The organism is Metapseudomonas otitidis, assembly GCF_900111835.1.
Taxonomy (GTDB): domain Bacteria; phylum Pseudomonadota; class Gammaproteobacteria; order Pseudomonadales; family Pseudomonadaceae; genus Metapseudomonas; species Metapseudomonas otitidis.
This window is the reverse complement of record NZ_FOJP01000001.1, coordinates 62,721-86,167: the sequence shown is the minus strand read 5'-3', so window position 1 is coordinate 86,167 and position 23,447 is coordinate 62,721. Positions and strand designations below refer to the sequence as shown.

22 protein-coding genes are annotated in these 23,447 nt (G+C 67.6%); 10 read left to right on the top strand and 12 right to left on the bottom strand.

The window, feature by feature from the left end; translation table 11 throughout:
• The first annotated feature begins 13 nt into the window (after window positions 1–13).
• Genes BM198_RS00395 through BM198_RS00385 form a run of 3 tightly spaced genes read left to right on the top strand, consistent with a single transcriptional unit; the run spans window position 14 to window position 2,341 of the window.
• Window positions 14–715, top strand: a complete 702-nt coding sequence (locus BM198_RS00395) for a DUF484 family protein (RefSeq protein WP_074966979.1) — start codon at window positions 14–16, stop codon at window positions 713–715.
• A gap of 22 nt (window positions 716–737) precedes the next feature.
• Window positions 738–1,640, top strand: a complete 903-nt coding sequence (gene xerC, locus BM198_RS00390) for a tyrosine recombinase XerC (protein WP_044400790.1) — start codon at window positions 738–740, stop codon at window positions 1,638–1,640.
• Complete coding sequence (locus BM198_RS00385) at window positions 1,637–2,341, top strand: HAD family hydrolase (RefSeq protein ID WP_074966977.1); 705 nt, start codon at window positions 1,637–1,639, stop codon at window positions 2,339–2,341. The genes xerC and BM198_RS00385 overlap by 4 nt, the downstream gene beginning before the upstream one ends.
• Window positions 2,342–2,398: 57 nt before the next feature.
• Here the strand turns inward: BM198_RS00385 and sutA are convergent, their stop codons facing one another.
• The 4 genes from sutA to glnK all read right to left on the bottom strand — a co-directional run bounded on the left by sutA (window position 2,399) and on the right by glnK (window position 5,030).
• Window positions 2,399–2,719, bottom strand: a complete 321-nt coding sequence (gene sutA / locus BM198_RS00380) for a transcriptional regulator SutA (protein ID WP_074966975.1) — start codon at window positions 2,717–2,719, stop codon at window positions 2,399–2,401.
• A 75-nt stretch (window positions 2,720–2,794) separates the two neighbouring features.
• A complete protein-coding gene (locus BM198_RS00375) occupies window positions 2,795–3,220 on the bottom strand; it encodes a secondary thiamine-phosphate synthase enzyme YjbQ (RefSeq protein WP_044400781.1) in 426 nt (141 codons plus the stop codon).
• A 117-nt stretch (window positions 3,221–3,337) separates the two neighbouring features.
• Entirely contained in the window at window positions 3,338–4,657 is a 1,320-nt protein-coding gene (locus BM198_RS00370; protein ID WP_044400778.1) for an ammonium transporter, read from the bottom strand.
• A gap of 34 nt (window positions 4,658–4,691) precedes the next feature.
• Window positions 4,692–5,030, bottom strand: a complete 339-nt coding sequence (gene glnK / locus BM198_RS00365) for a P-II family nitrogen regulator (protein WP_003457590.1) — start codon at window positions 5,028–5,030, stop codon at window positions 4,692–4,694.
• Between the two features lie 410 nt (window positions 5,031–5,440).
• Between glnK and BM198_RS00360 the strand changes: the two genes are divergently transcribed.
• From BM198_RS00360 to BM198_RS00350, 3 genes are all read left to right on the top strand, one after another.
• Window positions 5,441–5,704, top strand: coding sequence for an accessory factor UbiK family protein (locus tag BM198_RS00360; RefSeq protein WP_044400771.1), 264 nt, complete (start codon window positions 5,441–5,443; stop codon window positions 5,702–5,704).
• Between the two features lie 37 nt (window positions 5,705–5,741).
• Window positions 5,742–7,238, top strand: a complete 1,497-nt coding sequence (locus tag BM198_RS00355; protein WP_074966973.1) for a YifB family Mg chelatase-like AAA ATPase — start codon at window positions 5,742–5,744, stop codon at window positions 7,236–7,238.
• A 113-nt stretch (window positions 7,239–7,351) separates the two neighbouring features.
• The gene (locus BM198_RS00350) at window positions 7,352–9,331 is read left to right on the top strand and encodes a BCCT family transporter (protein ID WP_074966971.1); all 1,980 of its coding nucleotides are present in this window, start codon (window positions 7,352–7,354) and stop codon (window positions 9,329–9,331) included.
• Between the two features lie 40 nt (window positions 9,332–9,371).
• Here BM198_RS00350 and BM198_RS00345 read toward each other — a convergent pair whose 3' ends face one another.
• Together BM198_RS00345 and BM198_RS00340 are read right to left on the bottom strand one after the other, a co-directional pair.
• Complete coding sequence (locus tag BM198_RS00345; protein ID WP_074966970.1) at window positions 9,372–11,348, bottom strand: methyl-accepting chemotaxis protein; 1,977 nt, start codon at window positions 11,346–11,348, stop codon at window positions 9,372–9,374.
• Window positions 11,349–11,509: 161 nt separating this feature from the next.
• On the bottom strand, window positions 11,510–12,427 hold the full coding sequence (locus tag BM198_RS00340) for a LysR substrate-binding domain-containing protein (protein ID WP_044400758.1): 918 nt from the start codon (window positions 12,425–12,427) through the stop codon (window positions 11,510–11,512).
• Between the two features lie 137 nt (window positions 12,428–12,564).
• Between BM198_RS00340 and BM198_RS00335 the strand changes: the two genes are divergently transcribed.
• Complete coding sequence (locus BM198_RS00335) at window positions 12,565–13,956, top strand: NorM family multidrug efflux MATE transporter (protein ID WP_074966968.1); 1,392 nt, start codon at window positions 12,565–12,567, stop codon at window positions 13,954–13,956.
• Between the two features lie 3 nt (window positions 13,957–13,959).
• On the opposite strand, the gene BM198_RS00330 is transcribed toward BM198_RS00335, so the two are convergent.
• A complete protein-coding gene (locus BM198_RS00330; RefSeq protein WP_074966966.1) occupies window positions 13,960–15,633 on the bottom strand; it encodes a putative bifunctional diguanylate cyclase/phosphodiesterase in 1,674 nt (557 codons plus the stop codon).
• Window positions 15,634–15,914: 281 nt separating this feature from the next.
• On the opposite strand from BM198_RS00330, the gene rep reads away from it, so the two are divergent.
• Window positions 15,915–17,927 (top strand): DNA helicase Rep, encoded by a 2,013-nt coding sequence (gene rep, locus BM198_RS00325; RefSeq protein ID WP_044400749.1) that lies wholly within the window; start codon window positions 15,915–15,917, stop codon window positions 17,925–17,927.
• Between the two features lie 115 nt (window positions 17,928–18,042).
• Complete coding sequence (locus BM198_RS00320) at window positions 18,043–18,615, top strand: xanthine phosphoribosyltransferase (RefSeq protein WP_074966964.1); 573 nt, start codon at window positions 18,043–18,045, stop codon at window positions 18,613–18,615.
• Between the two features lie 110 nt (window positions 18,616–18,725).
• On the opposite strand, the gene BM198_RS00315 is transcribed toward BM198_RS00320, so the two are convergent.
• The 5 genes from BM198_RS00315 to dadA all read right to left on the bottom strand — a co-directional run bounded on the left by BM198_RS00315 (window position 18,726) and on the right by dadA (window position 22,763).
• Window positions 18,726–19,148 carry a c-type cytochrome gene (locus tag BM198_RS00315; protein WP_044400744.1) on the bottom strand — a complete coding sequence of 141 codons (423 nt, stop codon included), beginning with the start codon at window positions 19,146–19,148 and terminating at the stop codon, window positions 18,726–18,728.
• Window positions 19,149–19,275: 127 nt separating this feature from the next.
• The gene (locus BM198_RS00310; RefSeq protein WP_044400741.1) at window positions 19,276–19,824 is read right to left on the bottom strand and encodes a cupin domain-containing protein; all 549 of its coding nucleotides are present in this window, start codon (window positions 19,822–19,824) and stop codon (window positions 19,276–19,278) included.
• Between the two features lie 184 nt (window positions 19,825–20,008).
• Complete coding sequence (gene alr / locus BM198_RS00305) at window positions 20,009–21,076, bottom strand: alanine racemase (protein ID WP_074966962.1); 1,068 nt, start codon at window positions 21,074–21,076, stop codon at window positions 20,009–20,011.
• A 60-nt stretch (window positions 21,077–21,136) separates the two neighbouring features.
• Window positions 21,137–21,490, bottom strand: a complete 354-nt coding sequence (locus BM198_RS00300) for a RidA family protein (RefSeq protein ID WP_044400736.1) — start codon at window positions 21,488–21,490, stop codon at window positions 21,137–21,139.
• Window positions 21,465–22,763 (bottom strand): D-amino acid dehydrogenase, encoded by a 1,299-nt coding sequence (gene dadA / locus BM198_RS00295; RefSeq protein ID WP_044400733.1) that lies wholly within the window; start codon window positions 22,761–22,763, stop codon window positions 21,465–21,467. The genes BM198_RS00300 and dadA overlap by 26 nt, the downstream gene beginning before the upstream one ends.
• A 156-nt stretch (window positions 22,764–22,919) precedes the next feature.
• Here dadA and dadR point away from each other — a divergent pair, with 156 nt between their 5' ends.
• Window positions 22,920–23,408: a transcriptional regulator DadR gene (dadR, locus tag BM198_RS00290; protein ID WP_044400730.1), complete on the top strand. Its 489-nt coding sequence runs from the start codon at window positions 22,920–22,922 to the stop codon at window positions 23,406–23,408.
• Window positions 23,409–23,447: the final 39 nt, after the last annotated feature.

Genomic DNA, 23,447 nt, shown 5'->3' with positions numbered 1-23,447 from the left:
ACGAGCCGAGAGCATGAGCGAGAAGCACCCCGACGCGCTGCGCGCCCTCGATTCCGAGTCGGTCGCGGCCTACCTGCGCCAGCACCCGGAGTTCTTCGTCGACCACGAGGAGCTGATCCCCGAACTGCGCATCCCCCACCAGCCTGGCGAGGCCGTCTCGCTGGTGGAGCGCCAGGTGAAGCTGCTGCGCGAGCGCAACATCGAGATGCGCCACCGCCTGTCCCAGCTGATGGACGTGGCCCGAGACAACGACCGCCTGTTCGACAAGACCCGCCGCCTGGTGCTCGACCTGCTGGACGCCAATACGCTGGAGGAAGTGGTCGGTGCCATCGAGGACAGCCTGCGCCATGAGTTCCAGGTGCCCTTCGTCAGCCTGATCCTGTTCAGCGACAGCACCCTGCCGGTGGGCCGCAGCGTCTCCAGCGCCGAAGCGCACCAGGCCATCGGTGGCCTGCTGGTGGCGGGCAAGACCATCTGCGGCGTGCTGCGGGCCCACGAGCTGGAGTTCCTGTTCGGCGCGGAAGAGGGCGCCAAGGTCGGCTCGGCCGCCGTCGTCTCCCTCAACCACCAGGGCCAGCACGGCCTGCTGGCCATCGGCAGCCCGGACCCGCAGCACTACAAGAGTTCCCTCGGCACCCTGTTCCTCAGCTACATCGCCGAAGTCCTGGCCCGGGTGCTGCCGCGCCACGCCACTCCGCTGCGCTCGGTGCGCTGAGCGCAGCGCGCCGGGAGGACCGATGAAGGCCGATCTGGAGCGCTACCTCGAACACCTGCGCAGTGAGCGCCAGGTTTCCCCGCACACGCTGGAAGGCTACCGGCGCGACCTGGAGAAGGTCGTGGCCCTGGCCGAAGGCTTCGGCCTCGATGACTGGACCACGCTGCAACCCCGCCCGCTGCGCAGCATGGTGGCGCGCCTGCACCAGCAGGGGCAGTCTGCCCGCAGCCTCGCCCGCCTGCTCTCCGCCGTACGCGGCCTGTACCGCTACCTGATCCGCGAGGGCCGCTGCCGACACGACCCGGCCAGCGGCATCAGTGCGCCCAAGGGCGAGCGACGCCTGCCGCGAACCCTGGATGCCGACCGCACCCAGCAGTTGCTGGATGGTGCGGTGGAAGACGAATTCATGGCCCGCCGCGACCAGGCCATCCTCGAGCTGTTCTATTCCTCCGGCCTGCGCCTGTCGGAACTGGTGGGCCTGGACCTGGACCGCCTGGACCTGGCCGACGGCAGCGTGCGGGTGATCGGCAAGGGCAACAAGATCCGCGAACTGCCCCTCGGGCGCATGGCGCGCCAGGCCCTGGAGCGCTGGCTGCCCCACCGCGCCAGCGTGTCCCCGGTGGACGGCGCCGTCTTCGTCACCCGCCAGGGGCGGCGCATCGGCCCCCGCGCCGTGCGCGAGCGGGTGCGGGTGGCCGGGGTGCGCGAGCTGGGCCAGCACGTCCATCCGCACATGCTGCGGCACTCCTTCGCCAGCCACATGCTGGAGTCCTCCCAGGACCTGCGGGCGGTGCAGGAACTGCTCGGCCACGCCGACATCTCCACCACGCAGATCTACACCCACCTGGACTTCCAACACCTGGCGGCGGTCTACGACAAGGCCCACCCCCGGGCACGACGCAACGGAGCCAAGGACGAGGAATGAGCATCCAACTGGTGACCTTCGACCTGGACGACACCCTGTGGGACGTCTCGGTGGTGATGCAGGGCGCCGAAGCCGCCCTGCGCGAATGGCTGGGCAACGAGGCGCCGCGCCTGGGGCCCGTGCCGATCGAGCACCTGTGGGCGATCCGCGCCCGCCTGGTGGACGCCACCCCCGGGCTCAGGCACCGCCTGAGCGAGCTGCGCCGGCGCATCCTCTTCCATGCCCTGGAAGAGGCCGGTTATCCACAGGCCGAGGCCGCGGAGCTGGCGGAGGCCGGCTTCCAGGTGTTCCTGGCCGCGCGGCACCGCATCGACCTGTTCCCCGAGGTGCACCCGACCCTGGAGCGCCTGGCCAACCACTACCGGCTGGCGGTGATCACCAACGGCAACGCCGACGTCCGCCGCCTGGGCCTGGCAGACTACTTCCAGTTCGCCCTCTGCGCCGAGGAACTGGGCATCGGCAAGCCGGACCCGCACCCCTTCGAAGAAGCGCTGCGCCGGGCCGGCGTCCCCGCCGCCCAGGCGGTGCACATCGGCGATCACCCCAGCGACGACATCCAGGGCGCCCACAATGCCGGCATGCGCGCGGTGTGGTTCAACCCCCAGGGCAAACCCTGGGACGGCGACGAACACCCCGACGCGGAGATTCGTACCCTGGATCAGCTACCCACACTGCTGGAGCGCTGGCACCGGGGCGCCTGATCCCGAATCGCAGGCATGAAAAAGCCCGCATCAAGCGGGCTCTTCCAGGCAACTCAATCAGATGGGGCGGCTGCCGTACTTGCTGTCCGGCTTCTTGGGCGGGTCGGCGACCACGTTGGGCTCCACCTCCTGCACCTTGCCGCCACGGGCCAGGAATTCCTCCATGGCACGGGCCAGCGCATCACGCTCCTTCTGCTTGGCTTCGACGCTGGGCAGCTCCTCGACCTCGACGGCAGCGGCTTTCTTGCCCTTGCCGGCAGGGGCGGGGGATTCGCCGTCATCGCTGTCTTCGCCACTGTCCTCGGCGGCAGCCAGCTCCTCGCCTTCGTCCTCGTCGCCCGCTTCGAGCTCGTCTTGTTCCAGTTCTTCGTCGCTCATTCTTCTACCTCGTGTCTTGCAAGAGCAGGTTAGTTATAGCCCAGTCGCGCCAGGTTTCTACGCGCCCGGAAAAAATCACGATGCCTCGCCGTAGAGGGTCGCCAGCACCCGACGCGCACCGCCCTGATCGCGGTGTTCGCCGAGGTAGATCCCCTGCCAGGTACCCAGGGCGAGCGCCCCGTCACGCACCGGCAAGGTCAGCTGGCAGCCCAGCAGGCTCGACTTGAAGTGCGCCGGCAGGTCGTCCGGGCCTTCGTAGTCATGTTCGTAGCCACCCTCGCCCTGGGGCACGAGGCGGTTGAAGAACCGCTCGAAATCGCGCCTCACGGAGGGGTCGGCATTCTCGTTGACGCTCAGTGAAGCCGATGTGTGTTGCAGCAGCAGGTGCAACAGACCGATACGGCAGCGACCCAGTTCCGGCAATCCGGCCAGCAGCTCGTCGGTGACCAGGTGGAAGCCTCGCGCACGCGGCTTCAAGGTGATCAGCGTCTGGTGCCACATGGGCGCCACTCCCTCGGATTTCGCTCGGCGCGCATTCTAGCGCGGCCTCTGAAAAAGCAAAGGGCGCCTTTCGGCGCCCTTGGCAGCGGTTCGCACGCCCCGAAGGGGCCGGCGGGCTTACAGGTTGTAGCCGCGCTCGTTGTGCTGCGCCAGGTCGAGGCCGACGGTCTCTTCCTCTTCGTTGACCCGCAGGCCGATCACCAGGTCCAGCACCTTGAGGATCACGAAGGTGACCACAGCGGTATAGACGACCGTGAAGGCCACGCCCTTGAACTGGATGAACAGCTGGGCCGCGATGTTCTCGACGGTGCCGAAGCCACCCAGGGCCGGTGCTGCGAACACGCCGGTCAGCAGGGCGCCGACGATGCCGCCGATGCCGTGCACGCCGAAGGCGTCCAGGGAGTCGTCGTAGCCCAGCTTGCGCTTGAGGCTGGTGGCGCTGAAGAAGCAGATCACGCCAGCAGCCAGGCCGATCACCAGGGCACCCATGGGGCCGACGGTGCCAGCGGCCGGGGTCACGGCGACCAGGCCGGCGACCACACCGGAGGCGATGCCCAGGGCACTCGGCTTACCGTGGGTCAGCCACTCGGCGAACATCCAGCCCAGGGCAGCAGCCGCGGTAGCGATCTGGGTGACCAGCAGGGCCATGCCCGCAGTGCCGTTGGCAGCCACGGCGGATCCGGCGTTGAAGCCGAACCAGCCCACCCACAGCATGGCGGCGCCGATCAGGGTGTAGCCCAGGTTGTGCGGGGCCATCGGGGTGGTCGGGTAGCCCTTGCGCTTGCCCAGCACGATGCAGGCCACCAGGCCGGCGATACCGGCGTTGATGTGCACCACGGTGCCACCGGCGAAGTCCAGCACGCCCCAGTCCCACATCAAGCCGCCGTTGCCGCTCCACACCATGTGGGCAATCGGCGCGTAGACCAGGGTGAACCACACGGCCATGAAGATCAGCATCGCGGAGAACTTCATGCGCTCGGCGAAGGCACCGACGATCAGGGCCGGGGTGATGATGGCGAAGGTCATCTGGAAGGTGATGAACACGCTTTCCGGCACGGCGTACACCAGGCTGCTGGTGTTCAGGCCGCTGAGGAAGGCCTTGGACAGGCCGCCGATGAAGGAATTGAAGTTGACGACGCCCTGCTCCATGCCGGTGGTGTCGAAGGCCAGGCTGTAGCCGTAGACGACCCAGAGCACGCTGATCAGGCCGGTGATGGCGAAGCATTGCATCATCACCGAGAGGACGTTCTTGGAGCGGACCATGCCGCCGTAGAACAGCGCCAGGCCGGGAATGGTCATGAACAGCACCAGTGCCGTGGCGACGATCATCCATGCGGTGTCGCCACTGTTCAGCACGACCTCGTCGGCGGCCATGGCCAGGCCGGGGGTAACGAGGGACAAAAGGGCTCCTAGCCCTGCGGCTTTACGCAGAGTCATGTGGTTTTCTCCTGGGGCGTTGGGGTTCGGAGGCTTAGATCGCGTCGGTGCCGGTTTCGCCGGTACGGATGCGGATGGCCTGTTCCAGATTCACGACGAAGATCTTGCCGTCACCGATCTTCCCGGTGTTGGCCGCCTTGGTGATGGCCTCGATGACACGGTCGAGCTGGTCATCGGCGATGGCGACGTCGATCTTCACCTTGGGCAGGAAGTCGACGACGTACTCGGCGCCACGGTACAGCTCGGTGTGGCCTTTCTGGCGCCCGAAGCCCTTGACCTCGGTAACGGTGATGCCCTGCACGCCGATCTCGGACAGCGACTCGCGCACGTCATCGAGTTTGAACGGCTTGATGATGGCAGTGACTAGCTTCATGAAACTTCTCCCGTATTTGGTGGACTTGCCCCAGGAAAACGAACCCGGCTCAAGTCTAAGCGCAGTGCCTGGCTTTGTAACGCGTCGAACCGCCCTGGCCCGGCCCGCTTCGACGCCAACCAACCGCTCCTGGCGAAACACTCCCCCGCCTCGCCTGACGCACCGGTACTGCATCGGTGCACCCTTCACCAGCGCTAAAGCAGAAAGCTTGCCAGCTCGCCCAAAAGCCCCGTTTTTCAAGCAGATAGTGGCCCTTGGCCGTGGCGCCGGGCGGCACTGCCCCAAAACGATGCACGGAAAAGGTGCACGCGCACTTCAGCCATTGCTCGGAAATCGTGCGTCGGCCTGTCGCCCGACTCGGCCGGGACCCCGTGGTAAACTCCGGCCCGCCCTGTCAACGGATGCCCACCATGCTGCCGCCCAAAGCCCTGCTCGATGCCCTCGGCTCCCACGCCTCCCGCCTGTTCAATGGCGACACCCCGCTGCCCCGCGCCGAATTCGAGGCCCAGTTCAAGGCCCTGATGCAGAGCGCCTTCAGCAAGCTGGACCTGGTCAGCCGCGAGGAATTCGACAGCCAGATGGTGGTGCTCGCCCGAACCCGCGCGCGCCTGGAAGCCCTGGAGGCGAAGGTCGCGGAGCTGGAAGCCCAGCTGAACCCGCCGCCCACGGAGTAAGCCACTCCGGCCGGGCGGACCGATCAAGGAGCGATCCATGTCCCTGGCCCTCGTCCACAGCCGCGCCCAGGTCGGCGTGGAAGCCCCCGCCGTCACGGTGGAGGCGCACCTGGCCAACGGCCTGCCGTCCCTGGCCCTGGTCGGCCTCCCGGAAACCGCCGTGAAGGAGAGCAAGGACCGCGTCCGCAGCGCCCTGCTCACCAGCGGTTTCGAATTCCCCCTGCGGCGCATCACCCTCAGCCTTGCACCGGCCGATCTTCCCAAGGAAGGCGGACGCTTCGACCTGGCCGTCGCCCTCGGCATCCTCGCGGCCAGCGGCCAGGTGCCCGCCGCAGCCCTGGAGCAGCTGGAGTGCCTCGGCGAGCTGGCCCTGTCCGGTGCCCTGCGTCCGGTGCAGGGTGTGTTGCCCGCTGCGCTGGCGGCTCGCGCTGCCGGACGGGCGCTGGTGGTGCCCCGGGAGAACGCCGAGGAGGCCAGCCTGGCCAGCGGCCTGAGGGTGTTCGCCGTGGGCCACCTGCTGGAGCTGGCCGCCCACCTCAACGGCCAGTCGCCGCTGGCACCCTTCCAGAGCCAGGGCCTGCCGCTGCAGGCCGCGCCCTATCCCGATCTCGCCGACGTCCAGGGCCAACTGGCGGCCAAGCGCGCACTGCTGGTGGCAGCAGCCGGAGCCCACAACCTGCTGCTGTCCGGCCCGCCCGGCACCGGCAAGACGCTGCTGGCCAGCCGCCTGCCGGGCCTGCTGCCACCGCTGGAGGAACACGAGGCCCTGGAAGTGGCCGCCATCCATTCGGTGGCCAGCCAATCGCCGCTGGCGTGCTGGCCCCAGCGTCCCTTCAGGCAGCCGCACCACAGCGCGTCCGGCCCGGCCCTGGTGGGTGGGGGCAGTCGTCCGAAACCTGGCGAGATCACCCTGGCGCACCAGGGCGTGCTGTTCCTCGACGAACTGCCGGAGTTCGACCGCAAGGTGCTGGAGGTCCTCCGAGAGCCCCTGGAAAGCGGCGAGATCATCATCGCCCGGGCCAACGACCGGGTGCGCTTCCCGGCGCGCTTCCAGCTGGTGGCGGCCATGAACCCCTGCCCCTGTGGCTACCTGGGCGACGACACCCACCGCTGCCGCTGCACGCCGGAGCAGATCCAGCGCTACCGGGCCCGGCTCTCCGGCCCGCTGCTGGACCGCATCGACCTGCACCTGACGGTCGCCCGCGAAGCCACACACCTGGGCGCGCCCGTCAGCGGTGGGCTCGACAGTGCCACCGCCGCCGGGGAAGTCGGCCGAGCCCGGCGTCGGCAACTGGCTCGCCAGGGCTGCGCCAACGCCTTCCTCGACCTGTCCCGGCTGCACCAGCACTGTCCGCTGACGCCCGACGACCAACATTGGCTGGAGCAGGCCTGCGAGCGCCTCGGGTTGTCCCTGCGTGCCGCGCACCGGCTGATCAAGGTGGCCCGCACCCTCGCCGACCTGGCGGACGCGCCCGACATCCAGCGCCACCACCTGGCCGAGGCCCTGCAATACCGGCCAGCGATCCAGTCATGACACCGCTTAAAGCTATTGATGGGGAACTTTCAAGAGAGCCCGACTATCGATTGTGCTAGTATTCGCCGCCTTCCGCCCTTGGCGGCCATCCGATCGAAAGGAGAGCTAGCTCAATGGAGGCACGTACGTCTTCTTCCCCATCCACCCTCAATCCCCCCGTATTCTTCGGCTCCGCCGCCCTCATCCTCGCCCTGGTGCTCTACAGCACCCTGGCCCGTGAACAGGCCCAGGACCTGTTCAGCCAGTTGCAGAACTGGATCATCGTCAACGCCAGCTGGTTCTACGTCCTCACCGTCGCGCTGATTCTCATCACCGTGGTCTTCCTCGCCGTCAGCCGCTTCGGCGACATCAAGCTGGGGCCGGACCACAGCCAGCCCACCTACCGCAACAGCACCTGGTTCGCCATGCTGTTCTCCGCCGGCATGGGCATCGGGCTGATGTTCTTCGGCGTCGCCGAACCGCTGATGCACTACGCCAACCCACCCGTGGGAGACCCCAGCACCGTGGCCGCCGCGAAGGAGGCGATGAAGCTGACCTTCTTCCACTGGGGCCTGCACGCCTGGTCGATCTACGCCATCGTCGCGCTGATCCTGGCCTTCTTCTGCTTCCGCCACGACCTGCCACTGACCCTGCGCTCGGCGCTCTACCCGCTGATCGGCGATCGCATCTACGGCCCCATCGGCCACGCGGTGGACATCTTCGCCATCCTCGGCACCGTGTTCGGCGTCGCCACCTCCCTGGGCTACGGCGTGCTGCAGATCAACAGCGGCCTGAACCACCTGTTCGGCCTGCCCGTCACGGTCCCTGTGCAACTGGGCCTGATCGCCGCCACCTGTGCCTTGGCCACCCTCTCGGTGGCCAGCGGGCTGGACCGGGGCATCAAGCTCCTCTCCGAATTCAACCTGATCCTCGCGGTGATCCTGCTGGGCCTGGTGCTGGTGCTCGGCCCCACCGTGTTCCTGCTCAAGGCCTTCGTGCAGAACACCGGTGGCTACCTGTCGGAGATCGTCAGCAAGACCTTCAATCTCTACGCCTACGAGCCCACCGACTGGATCGGCGGCTGGACCCTGCTCTACTGGGGCTGGTGGCTGTCCTGGTCGCCCTTCGTCGGCCTGTTCATCGCGCGCATCTCGCGGGGCCGCACCATCCGCCAGTTCGTCTGCGGCGTGCTGTTCGTACCGGCCGGTTTCACCCTGCTGTGGATGACCGTTTTCGGCGACACCGCCATCCACATGGTGTTGCAGCAGGGTGTGCACAGCCTGGTGGAAACGGTGGCCCAGGACAGCTCCCTGGCGCTGTTCGCCTTCCTCGAACAGTTCCCGTTCTCCTCCGTGCTTTCGCTGGTGGCGATCCTGATGGTGGTGGTGTTCTTCGTCACCTCGGCGGACTCCGGCGCCCTGGTGGTGGACATGCTGGCCTCCGGCGGGCAGCCGGTGACGCCGCTGTGGCAGCGCCTGTTCTGGTCGACCCTGATGGGTGTGGTGGCCATGGCCCTGCTGCTGGCCGACGGCCTCAAGGCCCTGCAGACCGCCACCATCGCCAGCGCGCTGCCTTTCTCGGTGGTGCTGCTGGCCGCCACCTGGGGCCTGCTCAAGGCCCTGCGGCTGGACGCCACCAAGCGCGGCATCCGCTACCAGGCGCTGGCCCTCTCGCGCCCGGCGCAGCAGCAACTGGGTGGCTGGCAGCGGCGGCTGCGCAACATCCTCATGTTCCCCCGGCGCAGCCACGTCACCCGCTTCATCGACGAAGTGGTGCGCCCGGCCTGCCTGGAGGTGGCCGATGAGCTGCGCAAGCAGGGCTACGCGGTGGAAGTGCTGAACGGCGAGGACGGCCGCTGCAAGCTCAACGTCGGCCATGGCGAGGAGGTGGACTTCAGCTACGAGGTGCGTCCGCGCTCGCTGCTGCTGCCGCGCTTCGTGTCCCGCGAAGGGGGTGAGGAGAACGGCGACGCCCGCAAGTACTTCCGCGCCGAGGTGTACCTGCGTGAGGGCGGCCAGGACTATGACGTGATGGGCTGGAGCCGGGAGGAAGTGATCGGCGACCTGCTCGATCAGTACGAGAAGCACCTGCACTTCCTCCACGTGGTGCGCTGAGCACCCGCGGCAGGGCCCGGCCTGGCCGGGCCCCGGTGGGTCAGCGGAAGCGGCCCACTTCCTGGCGCAGCTCCTCGGCCAGGCGGTCCAGCTCCCGGGCCGTCTGCGCCAGGTTCCCCACCACCTCACGCTGCTCGCTGTTGGCCAGGGCGATGCTCTGCAGGTTGCTGCTGAGCAGGGTCGCGGTGCTGCTCTGCTCCTGGGTGGCGGTGGTGATGGCAGTGACCTGCTCGCCGGCGGCGGCGCTCTGCTGGGCGATCCGTGCCAACGCATCGGCCACCTTGGCGTTGCGCGCCAGGCCTTCCTGCATCAGCGCCTTGCCGTGCTCCATGGTGCTGATGGCGCTGGCGGTCTCCTGCTGGATGCTGCCGATCATGCTGGAGATCTCGGTGGTCGCCTCGCGGGTGCGGCCGGCCAGGCTGCGCACCTCGTCGGCCACCACGGCGAAGCCACGGCCCTGCTCGCCGGCCCGGGCGGCCTCGATGGCGGCGTTGAGGGCCAGCAGGTTGGTCTGGTCGGCGATGGCGGTGATGACGCCGACGATGCCGCCGATCTCCTGGGAGCGCTGGCCCAGGGTGTTGATCACCTCGGCGGTGCCGTTGAGCGCGTTGGCGATCTGTTCCAGGGCCGTGGACGCCTCGTCCATCGCCACCTGGCCAATGCGCGTCTGCTGGGCGTTGTCGCTGGCCAGGCGCTCGGTGGCACGCATGTTGTCAGCGATGTTCAGCGAGGTGGCGCTGAACTCCTCTACTGCGCCGGCCATGCTGCTGATCTCGCCGGACTGCTGCTCCATGCCCTCGTGGGCGCCGCTGGCCAGGCCCGAGAGCACCTGGGAGCGGCTGCTCACCTGCTGAGCGGAACTGCGGATGTGCGCCACCATGGTCGACAGCGCCTCGCCCATCTGGTTGAAACTGCCGGCCAGCTCGCCGATCTCGTCACGGCTGGACACGTCCAGGCGCACCCCGAGGTTGCCGGCGCCCAGGGCGCGGGCCTGGTCCACCAGGTCGCCCAGGGGCTTGAGGCGCAGGCGCAGCAGGCCGATCACCGCAGCCACCGCCAGCACCATCGCCAGCAGGCTGCCGAGGGCCAGCTGGCTGCCGACCCGCCAGGTGACCTCGCCGATCTCCTCCTCGGGCATGCTCGCCACCACCTGCCAGGGCCCGTCGGCGAAGGGCACGGCGATGCTGAAGAAATCCTCGGTGCCATCGCTCCAGAACAGCCCCTTGCCGGGGTTGGCCTGCAGGCTCTTGAGGGCATCGCCGATGGCTTCCGGGCGGCGCACGCCGGCGGGGGCCACCAGCCATTTGCCGGTTTCGTCCAGCAATGCCAGGGAGCCGGTGCGGCCGATGCGGAAGCGCTCCAGGTTCCTGAACTGGGCGTTCTGCGCGTCGGTGTAGTCGAAGCCGACGAAGAGCACGGCGATCACCGCACCGGTGTCGTCGCGCACCGGGGTGTACTGGGTCATGTAGTAGCGGTCGAACAGCAGGGCCCGGCCCACGTAGTTCTGCCCGGCCAGCAGGCGCTGGTAGGCCGGGTGGGCGTGGTCGAGCACGGTGCCGATGGCGCGGGTGCCGTCCTGCTTGTTCAGCGAGGTGGTGATGCGCACGAAGTCGGCGCCATCGCGGACGAACACCGTGGCGACGCCAGCGGTGAGCTGGCGGAATTCGTCCACCAGGGTGAAGTCGTTGTTCAGCACCTGGCCGTTGAGGTACAGCGCCGGCGGGGTCAGGGCCGCCACCGGTACGCGCTCGCCGCTGTGCAGGGTGAGGCCCTGGGCGAAGCGCTGCTCGAACAGGCTGGCCAGGCGCTGGGTGCTCTCGCGCAGGCTGCCATGGAAGGTGGTGAGCTGGTCGGCCAGCAGGCGGGCCTCGCTGGCCAGGTGCTCCTCGCGGGTGGCCAGGTTGGCCTTGTCCAGCGAGCGCAGGGCGAAGAGGGTGCTGCCGCTGATCAACAACACGAGGATCAGGGCGAGGGCGGCGGCGAGCTGCCAGGCAATGCGTGACCTGGGCTGGTTCATGGGGGGAATCTCCGGAAATAGGGCAAGGCGACACGCGAGGAGGTCTCTGCCCCCTTCGCGGGGCGGCGAGAATACTTGAGTGCCCTACTGAGGTATAGGACGGCTGTGCTTCGCTGCGAGCTGTTCTTTCCGATGTTGCCGTCAGGCCGACGAACGGCCGCTCAGTCCAGCAATTCCACGGCCGGCAGGTCCATGGCGGCCACCTCGGCGAGGAGGAAATCCCGCAGCCGCTGCAGGCGCTCCTGATCCCGGCGACCGCGTGGCCAGACCAGGTAATAGCTCTCGCCGCTGGCCACCGCAGCCGGCCAGGGCAGGCCGATGCGGCCGCTGGTGGCGTCCTCGGCGATCATCACCAGGTCGCCGATGGACACCCCATAGCCCCGGGTGGCGGCGACGATGCCCAGCTCCAGGGTGTCGAACACCTGGCCGCCCTTCAGCGAGACCTGCTCCTCCAGCCCCATGCGCTGCAGCCAGCGCCGCCAGTCGCGGCGGTCCGGCGTGGGGTGCAGCAGCTCGGCCTGGCGCAGCTGCTGCACCGTCCAGGGCTGCCGGGCCTGGGCGGGCTCGCAGACCGGGATCAGCCACTCCGGGAACAGCCGCGTCACTTCCCAGTCCTGGGTGAAGTGCCCGTCGGAGAGCAGCACCGCGCAGTCGAACGGCTCGTGCTGGAAGTCCACCTTGTCCACGTCCATCCAGGCGCTGGTGAGCTGCACCTCGTTCTCCGGGCTGAGGTGGCGGAAGCGCGACAGCCGCGCCAGCAACCAGCGCATGGTGAGGGTGGAGGGGGCCTTGAGGCAGAGGTTGCCGTCGTCCACCCGCAGGATGGAACAGGCGCGCTCCAGGGCGTCGAAGCCCTCGCGCAGGCCGGGGAGGATGACCCGCGCGGCCTCGGTCAGTTGCAGGTGGCGACCCCGGCGCTCGAACAGGCGGCAGGCGAAGTGCTCTTCCAGGGTGCGGATGTGCCGGCTCACCGCGCTTTGGGTGATGGCCAGTTCCTCGGCCGCGCGGGTGAAGGAGGCGTTGCGCGCCGCTGCCTCGAAGGCACGCAGGGCATAGAGCGGGGGCAGGCGGCGGGACATGGCGGCACTCTTGCATGAGTCAGAGTCATGGAAGGGATCATTTTTTTCCTTTTGTGGCGGGGCTTCAAGGCCTGGGAGAATTCGCCGCATCAGGGCCGCCCGCCTGGCGTCTCTCCCCTCCGTGGTGATCATTACTCATGCCTGCATCCCTCCGGCCGGAACTCCTGGCCATCCTCCGCCTTGCCGGCCCGCTGATCGCTGCGCAACTGGCCAACGTGCTGATGGTGTTCACCGACACGGTGATGATGGGCCTGCTGGGCCCTGCCGAACTGGCTGCCGGCGGCCTGGGGGCGGCGAGCTATTCCTTCGTCTCGATCTTCTGCGTGGGGGTGATCGCCGCCGTGGGCAACCTGGTGGCGATCCGCCACGGCGCCGGGGACGTGGCCGGCGCTGCGCGGCTGACCCAGGCCGGTATGTGGCTGGGCTGGGGCCTGGCCCTGGCGGCCGGGCTGCTGCTGTGGAACCTGGCGCCGCTGCTGCGGGTGTTCGGCCAGGAGGCGCACAACATCGAAGGCGCCATGCAGTTCCTCTCCACCCTGGTGTTCGCGCTGCCCGGCTACATGACCTTCATGGCCCTGCGCGGCTTCACCAGCGCCATCGGCCGGCCCGGCCCGGTGATGGCCATCAGCATCGGCGGGGCGCTGGCCAACTTCGCCCTCAACTATGTGCTGATCCACGGCTGGTTCGGCCTGCCCCGGCTGGGCCTGGCGGGCATCGGCCTGATCACCGCGCTGGTGATGACCGCCATGGCGCTGCTGCTGGCCTGGCACGTGACGCGTCACCCGGCTTATGCCGCCTACTCGCTGCGCCACGGCCTGCTGCAGCCGCGCCTGGACGACCTGCGCGAGCTGCTGCGCCTGGGCCTGCCCATCGGCGGCACCTATGCGGTGGAGTCCGGCCTGTTCGCCTTCGCCGCGCTGTGCATGGGAGCCCTGGGCAGCCAGGCGCTGGCCGCGCACCAGGTGGCGATCATGTCGGTGTACGTGGCCTTCATGGTGCCGGTGGGTATCTCCTATGCGGTGACCTTCCGCATCGGCCAGCACTTCGGCGCCGGCCGCCTGGAGGACGCACGCCGCGCCGGGCGGCTGGGCATCGGCCTGGGCGCCGGTTGCATGCTGAGCTTCGCCGCGCTGTTCTGGCTGGCGCCGGAGTGGGTGGTAGGGCTGTTCCTGGAGCGTGGCAACGCCGAGTTCGAAGCGGTGGTGCAGATGGCCGTGGGCCTGCTGGCGATCGCCGCCTGGTTCGAGCTGTTCGACGGCATCCAGACCATCGCCATGGGCGCCATCCGGGGGCTGAAGGATGCCAAGACCACCTTCCTGGTCGGCCTCGGCTGCTACTGGCTGGTGGGCGCCCCGGCGGCCTGGCTGCTGGCCTTCCACTTCGGCTGGGGCCCGCAGGGCGTGTGGTGGGGGCTGGCCTCGGGCCTGGCCTGCGCGGCGCTGGGGCTGACCCTAGGCTTCGAGTTCAAGACCCGCCGCCTGTTGCGCGTCGAGCCGGCGGTTGCCGCCCGGGCTTCGGTGGCGGCCTGAGGCTCAGCCCTCGGGCTGGCCGAGGGCCGGCTGGCGCACGCCGAACACCAGGAAGCGCGCCAGCTCCACCAGCGGCAGGGGCTTGCTGATCCAGTAGCCCTGCACCTGGTCGCAACCGAACTGCCGCAGCAGGGCGAGCTGGTCGGTGTTCTCCACGCCTTCGGCCACCACTTCGAGCTTGAGGTTGTGCGCCAGGTTGATCATGGCCCGCACCAGTTGCTGGTTCTCCGGGCGCGCCTGCATCCCGCCGACGAAGCTCTTGTCGATCTTCAGCAGGGTGATGGGCAGGCTGTTGAGGTGGACGAAGGAGGAGAAGCCGGTGCCGAAGTCGTCCAGGGAGAAGCGCACGCCCACCTTGCCCAGTGCCTGCATGGTGGTGAGCACCTGCTCGCTGCGGCGCATGACGGCAGTCTCGGTCAGTTCGAACTCCAGCCAGCGGGCGTCCACGCCGCGCTCGTCGATGAGGCGGGTGAGGGTGGGCAGCAGCTGGCTGTCCTGGAACTGGCGGAACGACAGGTTCACCGCCATGTGCAAGGCCGGCAGGCCGCGCCCGCGCAGCCACTGCATGTCGCGCAGGGCCCGGGCGATGACCCAGTAGCCCAGCGGCACGATCAGCCCGCTCTGCTCGGCCAGGGGCACGAACTCGCTGGGCGCCAGCAGGCCGCGCTCGGCGTGGCGCCAGCGCACCAGGGCTTCGAGGCCGACGATGCGGCCGGTCTTCAGGCACAGGCGCGGCTGGTAGTGCAGCTCCAGTTCGTCCCGGCGCAGGGCCCGGCGCAGCTCGCCTTCCAGGTCGGCAAGGCTGCGGGCGCCCCGGTTGAGGTGCGCGTCGAAGAGGTGGAAGGTGCAGCCCTGGGCGCCCTTGGCCTGCTGCATGGCGATGTGGGCGTGCCACATCAGCGGGTCGGCGCCTTCGTCCGGGCGGGCATGGGCCAGGCCCAGGCTGCAGCCGATCAGCAGGCTCTCGCCATCGACCCAGAAGGGCTCGCCGAGGGCCTCCATCAGGCGCGAGGCCAGGCGCTCGGCGCGTTGCGGGTCGCGGCGGGTGTCCAGCAGCAGGGCGAATTCGTCGCTGCCCAGGCGGGCGACCTGGTCACCGGGGGACAGCTCGGCCTTGAGCCGCGCCACCACCTGCAGGATCAGCCGGTCGCCGGCCTGGTAGCCGAGGGCATCGTTGGCGTGGCGGAAGTTGTCCAGGTCGAGGTGGCCGAGGGTCAGGCCGTTGCCGCCGTATTCCACCAGCCGCGCGGCCAGGAGGGTCTGGAAGCCCTGGCGGTTGGCGATGCCGGTGAGCGGGTCCTGCTCGGCCAGGCCCTGCAGGGTTCCCTGCATCCGCTGGCGTTCGCCGAGGTAGCGCAGGCAGCGGCGCAGCAGGTCCAGGTCGAGGCGCTCGCGCGGCAGCCAGTCTTGGACGCCGGCGGGCAGCTCGCCCGGGTCCTGCTCCAGCAGCAGCACGGTGGGCAGGTGGCAGCGGCCGGGCATGGGCAACAGCTCGGCGGTGCAGAAGAGGACGCCTTCGGTGCCGTCGTCGAACAGGCTCGAGGCGGCTTCCCAGGTGGGGGCGGTGATCAGGAGGTAATCGGGCCCGAGGGCCTCGAACAGCGGGCGAACCCCTTCCGCCCAGCCAGGCGTGTCCGCCAGCAGCAACAGGTGCAGGGGCTTCGCGAGCGCAGACAATCGGACCTCCCCAGGTCACAAGAAGCAGTGGCGCCAGGCGCCTGTTCGCGTCGTAGTCGACGTCGTTTTATTCGTGCACTACCGGCACGTTGTTGGCTCACCGGGCTCGAATGAGATCGCCTCTCAGACCCAGGTGCCGGAACAATCGTACTGGAAGTGTGGAAATAGCCAAGTCGCAACCTGCCCCAAAGGGGGGCTGGATCACACTGTGGAACGGACTTCGGCATGCCCGGCGGGGTTTGGTAGAATGCGCGGCCATTCCCTTCCCCCGTACAGCCCGCATGTCCCGACTCAACCCCCGGCAGCAGGAAGCCGTGAACTACGTCGGCGGCCCGCTCCTGGTGCTCGCCGGTGCCGGTTCCGGCAAGACCAGCGTGATCACCCGCAAGATCGCCTACCTCGTCCAGCAGTGCGGCATCCGCGCCCAGCACATCGTCGCCGTGACCTTCACCAACAAGGCCGCCCGCGAGATGAAGGAGCGCGTCAGCAGCCTGCTGCGCGGTGCCGAAGGCCGTGGGCTGACGGTGTCCACCTTCCACAACCTGGGCCTGAACATCATCCGCAAGGAACACGCGCGGCTGGGCTACAAGCCGGGGTTCTCGATCTTCGACGAGACGGACATCAAGGCGCTGCTGTCGGACATCATGCAGAAGGAGTACTCGGGCGACGACGGCGTCGACGAGATCAAGAACTGCATCGGCAACTGGAAGAACGACCTGGTGCTGCCCGAGGAGGCCCTGGCCAACGCGCGCAACCCCAAGGAACAGACCGCGGCCATCGTCTACCTGCACTACCAGCGCACGCTGAAGGCCTACAACGCGGTGGACTTTGACGACCTGATCCTGCTGCCGGTGAAGCTCTTCCAGGACAACCCGGACATCCTCGAAAAGTGGCAGTACCGGGTGCGCTACATGCTGGTGGACGAGTACCAGGACACCAACGCCAGCCAGTACCTGCTGGTGAAGCTGCTGGTGCAGCACCGCGCGCAGTTCACCGTGGTGGGCGACGACGACCAGTCGATCTACGCCTGGCGCGGCGCGCGGCCGGAGAACCTGATGCAGCTGAAGGAGGACTTCCCCTCCCTCAAGGTGGTGATGCTGGAGCAGAACTACCGCTCCACCAGCCGCATCCTCAAGTGCGCCAACGTGCTGATCGCCAACAACCCTCACGTGTTCGAGAAGCAGCTGTGGAGCGAGATGGGCGTGGGCGACCCGATCCGGGTGATCCGCTGCCGCAACGAAGACGCCGAGGCCGAGCGCATCGCCATGGAGATCCTCACCCTGCACCTGCGCACCCAGCGGCCCTACAGCGACTTCGCCATCCTCTACCGGGGCAACCACCAGGCCAAGCTGATGGAGCTGAAGCTGCAGCACCACCAGATTCCCTACCGGCTCTCGGGCGGTACCAGCTTCTTCGGGCGCCAGGAAGTGAAGGACCTGATGTCCTACTTCCGCCTGCTGGTGAACCCGGACGACGACAACGCCTTCCTGCGGGTGATCAACGTGCCGCGCCGGGAGATCGGCTCCACCACCTTGGAGAAGCTCGGCAACTACGCCACCGAGCGGAAGATCTCGATGTACGCCGCCGCCGACGAGATCGGCCTGGCCGAGCACCTGGACAGCCGCTACACCGAGCGCCTGCAGCGCTTCAAGCGCTTCATGGACAAGGTCCGCCAACAATGCGCCGAGAGCGACCCGATCGCCGCCCTGCGCAGCATGGTGATGGACATCGACTACGAGAACTGGATCCGCCAGAACGCCTCCAGCGACAAGGTCGCCGACTTCCGCATGGGCAACGTGTGGTTCCTCGTGGATGCGCTGAAGAACACCCTCGAGCGCGACGAGGAAGGCGGCATGACCATCGAGGAGGCCATCGCCAAGCTGGTGCTACGCGACATGCTCGAACGCCAGCAGGAGGAGGAAGAGGGCGCCGAAGGGGTGCAGATGATGACCCTGCATGCCTCCAAGGGCCTGGAATTCCCCTACGTGTTCATCATGGGCGTGGAGGAGGACATCCTCCCGCACCGCTCCAGCATCGAGGCCGACACCATCGAGGAAGAGCGCCGCCTGGCCTACGTGGGCATCACCCGCGCCCGGCAGAACCTGGCGATGACCTTCGCCGCCAAGCGCAAGCAGTACGGCGAGATCATCGACTGCTCACCCAGCCGCTTCCTCGACGAGCTGCCGCCGGAAGACCTGGAGTGGGAAGGCATGGACGACACGCCGACCGAGGTGAAGGCGGTGCGTGGCAACACGGCGCTGGCGGACATCCGGGCGATGCTTAAGAAGCCCTGACCGGGCCTGCGGAGAAGTCTGACCGAACGGCCAGAAGGGCATCGCGCGATGGCCCCTGGCCAAGGTAGAATGCGCCGCTTCATCAGCGACAGCCGCTTCGCAGGAAGCCCCTCCCGTGGACATTCTCAAAGAAAAGATCCTTTCCGAAGGCATCGTGCTTTCCGACCAGGTGCTCAAGGTCGACGCCTTCCTCAACCACCAGATCGACCCCAGGCTCATGCAGTTCATCGGCCATGAGTTCGCCGAGCGCTTCCGCGGCCAGGGCATCACCAAGATCGTCACCATCGAGGCTTCGGGCATCGCCCCGGCCGTGATGGCCGGCCTCGAGCTGGGCGTGCCGGTGATCTTCGCGCGCAAGTTCCAGTCGCTGACGCTGAAGAACGACCTGCTGATCTCCAAGGTGTTCTCCTTCACCAAGCAGACCGAGAGCACCATCGCCATCTCCGCCAAGCACCTGACGGCCGCCGACCATGTGCTGGTGATCGATGACTTCCTCGCCAACGGCCACGCAGCCAAGGCGCTGATCGACCTGATCGGCCAGGCGGGCGCGAGCATCGCCGGCCTCGGCATCGTCATCGAGAAGTCCTTCCAGGACGGGCGCCGCCTGCTGGAGGAAGAGGGTTACCGCATCGAGTCGCTGGCTCGTGTGGCCTCCCTCGCGGACGGCCAGGTCAGCTTCATCGACTGACCCGTTGCCGGGCCCGAACACCTCGGGCCCGGCGGCGCTGCGACAACGAGTCGCACCGCGCAGGCACAAAAAAGCCGCCCTCGGGCGGCTTTTTCGATGCTTCGCGACGCTTACAGGCCGGACATCTTCTTGATGGTGGCTTTCAGCTCGTCGTCTGTGCAGTCGGCGCAGGTGCCCTTCGGCGGCATGGCGTTGATGCCGGTGATGGCCTTGGCCAGGATGCCGTCGAGGCCGCCCTGATGGTCTGCGCGCTCTTTCCAGGCTGCGGTGTCACCGATCTTCGGTGCACCCAGCACGCCAGCGGTGTGGCAGGCGCCACAGTGCTTGGCGATGATGTCGTCCGGCGTACGTGCGCCGCCGCCTGCAGCCGCTGCCACGGCGCCGACACCCTTGCATTCCTGACCCTGCACGCAGACCTCGCCCACCGGCTTGATGCGCTCGGCGATGGCGTCGTCGGTCGCGGCCTGGGCGCTAACTGCCCACAGGGCCAATACGGCAACATGCGCTGCCAGCATCTTATTTATCAGGTTCACCCTTTCACCCTCATCGTGGCTAGATACGCCCGCGGCCACGGTTTCGCGAGCGGGCGCAAGTATAACGTCATGGCCGTCTGGCCGAAACAACCCAACGCGTCGCAGGGATATCGGCGGCAGCGGTCTTTCAGAAGTTTGCCGGAGTGGTCGCGCTGATCAGGCGAGCCGGCAGGTCGAACGGATTGCGGAAGCGGTGCGGACGGCTGCTTTCGAAGTAGTAGCTGTCGCCCGGTTCGAGGATGTACACGTCGTTGCCGACGGTCAGTTCGAGACGCCCTTCGACCAGCATGCCGGCCTCTTCGCCCTCGTGGGCGTACATCTCGTCACCGGTGTCGGTGCCCGGCGGGTAGGTCTCGTCGAGGAAGGCGATGGCGCGGCTGGGATGGGCCTTGCCCACCAGCTTCATGGTGATGGCGCCACTGCAGATGTCGGTGAGTTCGGAGGCCCGATAGACCACCTGGGTCTGGTTGTCCTGTTCCAGGTCGAGGGAAAAGAACTCCACCAGCGACATGGGGATGCCCCCGAGCACCTTCTTCAGCGAACTGATGGAGGGGCTGACGCTGTTCTTCTCGATCATGGAAATCGTGCTGTTGGTAACGCCTGCACGTTTGGCGAGTTCACGCTGGGAAAGGCCTTTGAGCTTGCGGATAGCTTGCAGTCGAACACCGACGTCCAATGCTGGGATCCTCCTCTGGATTCTTGTTAGGGGGGCTTGGTGCGCGCAATCATGCGGCTAGCGTTCAGTATTTACAACACTTCGGCCGTCAATACTGCGCAAAAAAACGAACCCCCTGGGAAATCCCAGGAAAATCAGGAAGTTGGCAAGCAACCGATGGTCCGCAGGCCCCGCCGGGCGAGGCTTAGCGCTCGCTCAGGGGGACCCGGCGCAGGTTGCAGAAGATCTGGTAGGGGATGGTCCCGGCGTGCATCGCCACCTCGGCGGCGGATACCTGGTTGCCCCACAGTTCGACGCGGCTGCCGAGGCCGGCCTGGGGCAGGTCGGTGAGGTCGACGGTGAGCATGTCCATGGAGACCCGGCCGATCAGCCGCGAGGGCTGGCCGTCGATGGCCACCGGCGTGCCGGTGGGCGCGTGGCGCGGATAGCCATCGGCATACCCCATGGCCACCACGCCGACCCGGGTCGGCCGTTCGGTGACGAAGCGCGCGCCATAGCCCACCGGTTGCCCGGCCGGGAGTTCACGCACGCTGATGACCTTGGACTCCAGGGTCATCACCGGTTTGAGGCGGTCGGCCAGTGGATGCGCCTGCTCGAAGGGGGTGGCGCCGTAGAGCATGATGCCGGGGCGCACCCAGTCACTGGGAACCTGGGGCCAGCCCAGCAGGGCCGGCGAGTTGCGCAGGCTGACTTCCGCCTCGATACCGGCGCGGGCCTGCTGGAACACGGCGACCTGCTGGGCGCAGCTGTCGCTGTCCAGCTCGTCGGCACGGGCGAAGTGGCTCATCAGCACCACCTTGGCCGCCTTGCCACTGGCCAGCAGGCGCTGGTGGGCGTCGCGGAACTCGGCGGGGTGGAAGCCCACCCGGTGCATCCCGGAATCCATCTTCAGCCAGAAGGTCAGCGGCCGGGCGAGGGTCGCTCGCTCCAAAGCCTCCAGCTGCCAGGGAGCATGCAGGACGCACCAGAAATCATGCTGTTCGATCAGCGGCAGCTCGTCGGCCTCGAAGAAGCCTTCGAGCAGCAGGATCGGCGCGCGGATGCCCGCTTCACGCAGGGCCAGCGCTTCTTCGATGCACGCCACGGCGAACCCGTCGGCCTCGGCCTCCAAAGCACGAGCACAGCGAACGGCGCCATGTCCGTAGGCATCGGCCTTGACCACCGCCAGTGCGCGAGCACCGGAGGCTTCACGGGCGAGGCGGTAGTTGTGGCGTAGCGCTTCGAGGTCGATGAGGGCACGGGCGGGACGCATGGCGGGCACTTCTTCTGGTTATGGAAAAAACCCGGCTCGGGCGCCGGGCTGAGGAAGGGGTCAGGGCAGGGCGGCGACGACGGTCATCTCCACCAGCACCTCGGGGGAATACATCCGGGCCTCGACACAGGCGCGGGCCGGGGCGGCGCCCTTCGGCAGCCAGGCGTCCCAGATCGCGTTCATGGCGGCGTAGTCGGCCGCCATGTCCTTGAGGTAGATGGTCACCGAGAGCAGGTGGCTCTTGTCGGTACCGGCCTCGGCCAGCAGCTTGTCGATGCTGGCGAGGGTCTCGCGGGTCTGCTGGCCGATCCCGGCACTGAGCTTCTCGTCAAGCTGGCCGGCCAGGTAGACCGTGCCGTTGTGGATGACGATTTCGCTGTAGCGGGTTTCAGTGTGCAGTCGCTGGATTGGCATTGCTCGAGGTCTCCTTGGAATTGCCGTAGCGGAAGATGTCCAGGCCTTCGGCGCTGATCTGCGGACGCTTGCGCGCCATCAGGTCCGCCAGCAGGCGGCCGGAACCGCAGGCCATGGTCCAGCCAAGGGTACCGTGTCCGGTATTGAGGAACAGGTTGCGGTAAGGCGTGGCCCCGACGATGGGGGTGCCGTCCGGGGTCGCCGGACGCAGGCCGGTCCAGAACTCGGCCTTGGCCACGTCGCCACCTTCCGGGTAGAGGTCGGTGGTGATCATCTCCAGGGTCTCGCGACGGCGCGGGTTCAGCGACAGGTCGAAGCCGGCGATCTCCGCCATGCCGCCGACGCGGATGCGGTCGTCGAAGCGGGTGATGGCGACCTTGTAGGTCTCGTCCAGGATGGTCGAGGTCGGGGCCATGGCACCGTTGGTGATCGGCACGGTCAGCGAGTAGCCCTTGAGCGGGTACACCGGGGCCTTGATGCCCAGCGGCTTGAGCAGTTGCGGGCTGTAGCTGCCGAGGGCGAGCACGTAGCGGTCGGCGGTTTCCAGCTTGCCGTCGATCCACACGCCGTTGATGCGGTCGCCGGCGAAGTCCAGGCGCTGGATGTCCTGGCCGAAGCGGAACTCGACCCCCAGCTGCACGGCCATCTCGGCCAGGCGGGTGGTGAACATCTGGCAGTCGCCGGTCTGGTCGTTGGGCAGGCGCAGGGCGCCGGCGAGCTTGTGCTTGACGCTGGCCAGGGCCGGCTCGACGCGGGCGATGCCGTCGCGGTCGAGGATCTCGTAGGGCACGCCGGAACGCTCGAGGACGGCGATGTCCTTGGCGGCGGCGTCGACCTGGGCCTGGGTGCGGAACAGCTGGGTGGTGCCGAGCTGGCGGCCTTCATACGCGATGCCGGTTTCGGCGCGCAGCTCGTCGAGGCAGTCGCGGCTGTACTCGGACAGGCGCACCATGCGCTCCTTGTTCACCGCATAGCGGGACGCGGTACAGTTGCGCAGCATCTGCGCCATCCACAGGTACTGGTCCAGGCTGCCGGTGGCCTTGATGGCCAGGGGCGCGTGGCGCTGCATCAGCCACTTGATGGCCTTGAGCGGCACGCCGGGGGCGGCCCAGGGGGATGCGTAGCCAGGCGAGACCTGGCCTGCGTTGGCGAAGGAGGTTTCCATGGCAACGGCCGGCTGACGGTCCACCACCACCACCTCGAAGCCTTCCCGGGCCAGATAGTAGGCACTCGCGGTACCAATCACGCCGCTGCCCAGCACCATTACTCGCATGTCTGCCTCCACCGCGACGGCCTTGCCGGCGCGTTTGTTATTTTGAGCGTAGATGTCGGCAGTATAAGAAGGCGTGACCAGTGATATTCACTATATAGCCAGCTATATTTGGCGATAATTCTTGGCAATATCGGCTTTTGCGGAGGGGCATCCACCATGAGAACCCAGCATCAATCGCGTCGTGAGCTGGACAAGATAGACCGGAATATTTTACGCATCCTCCAGGAGGACGGTCGCATCTCCTTCACCGAACTGGGCGAGCGGGTGGGGCTGTCGACCACGCCCTGCACCGAACGCGTCCGCCGCCTGGAGCGCGAGGGGATCATCATGGGCTACAACGCCCGCCTGAACCCGCAGCACCTCAAGGCCAGCCTGCTGGTGTTCGTCGAGATCAGCCTGGACTACAAGTCCGGCGACACCTTCGAGGAGTTCCGCCGCGCCGTGCTCAAGCTGCCCCACGTGCTCGAATGCCACCTGGTGTCCGGCGACTTCGACTACCTGGTGAAGGCCCGCATCAACGAGATGGCCTCCTACCGCAAGCTGCTGGGAGACATCCTCCTCAAGCTGCCCCACGTCCGCGAATCCAAGTCCTACATCGTGATGGAAGAGGTGAAGGAAACCCTCAGCCTGCCCATTCCCGACTGAGCCGATCCTTGCCCCGGGGGCACAGGGATTTTTCCCGAA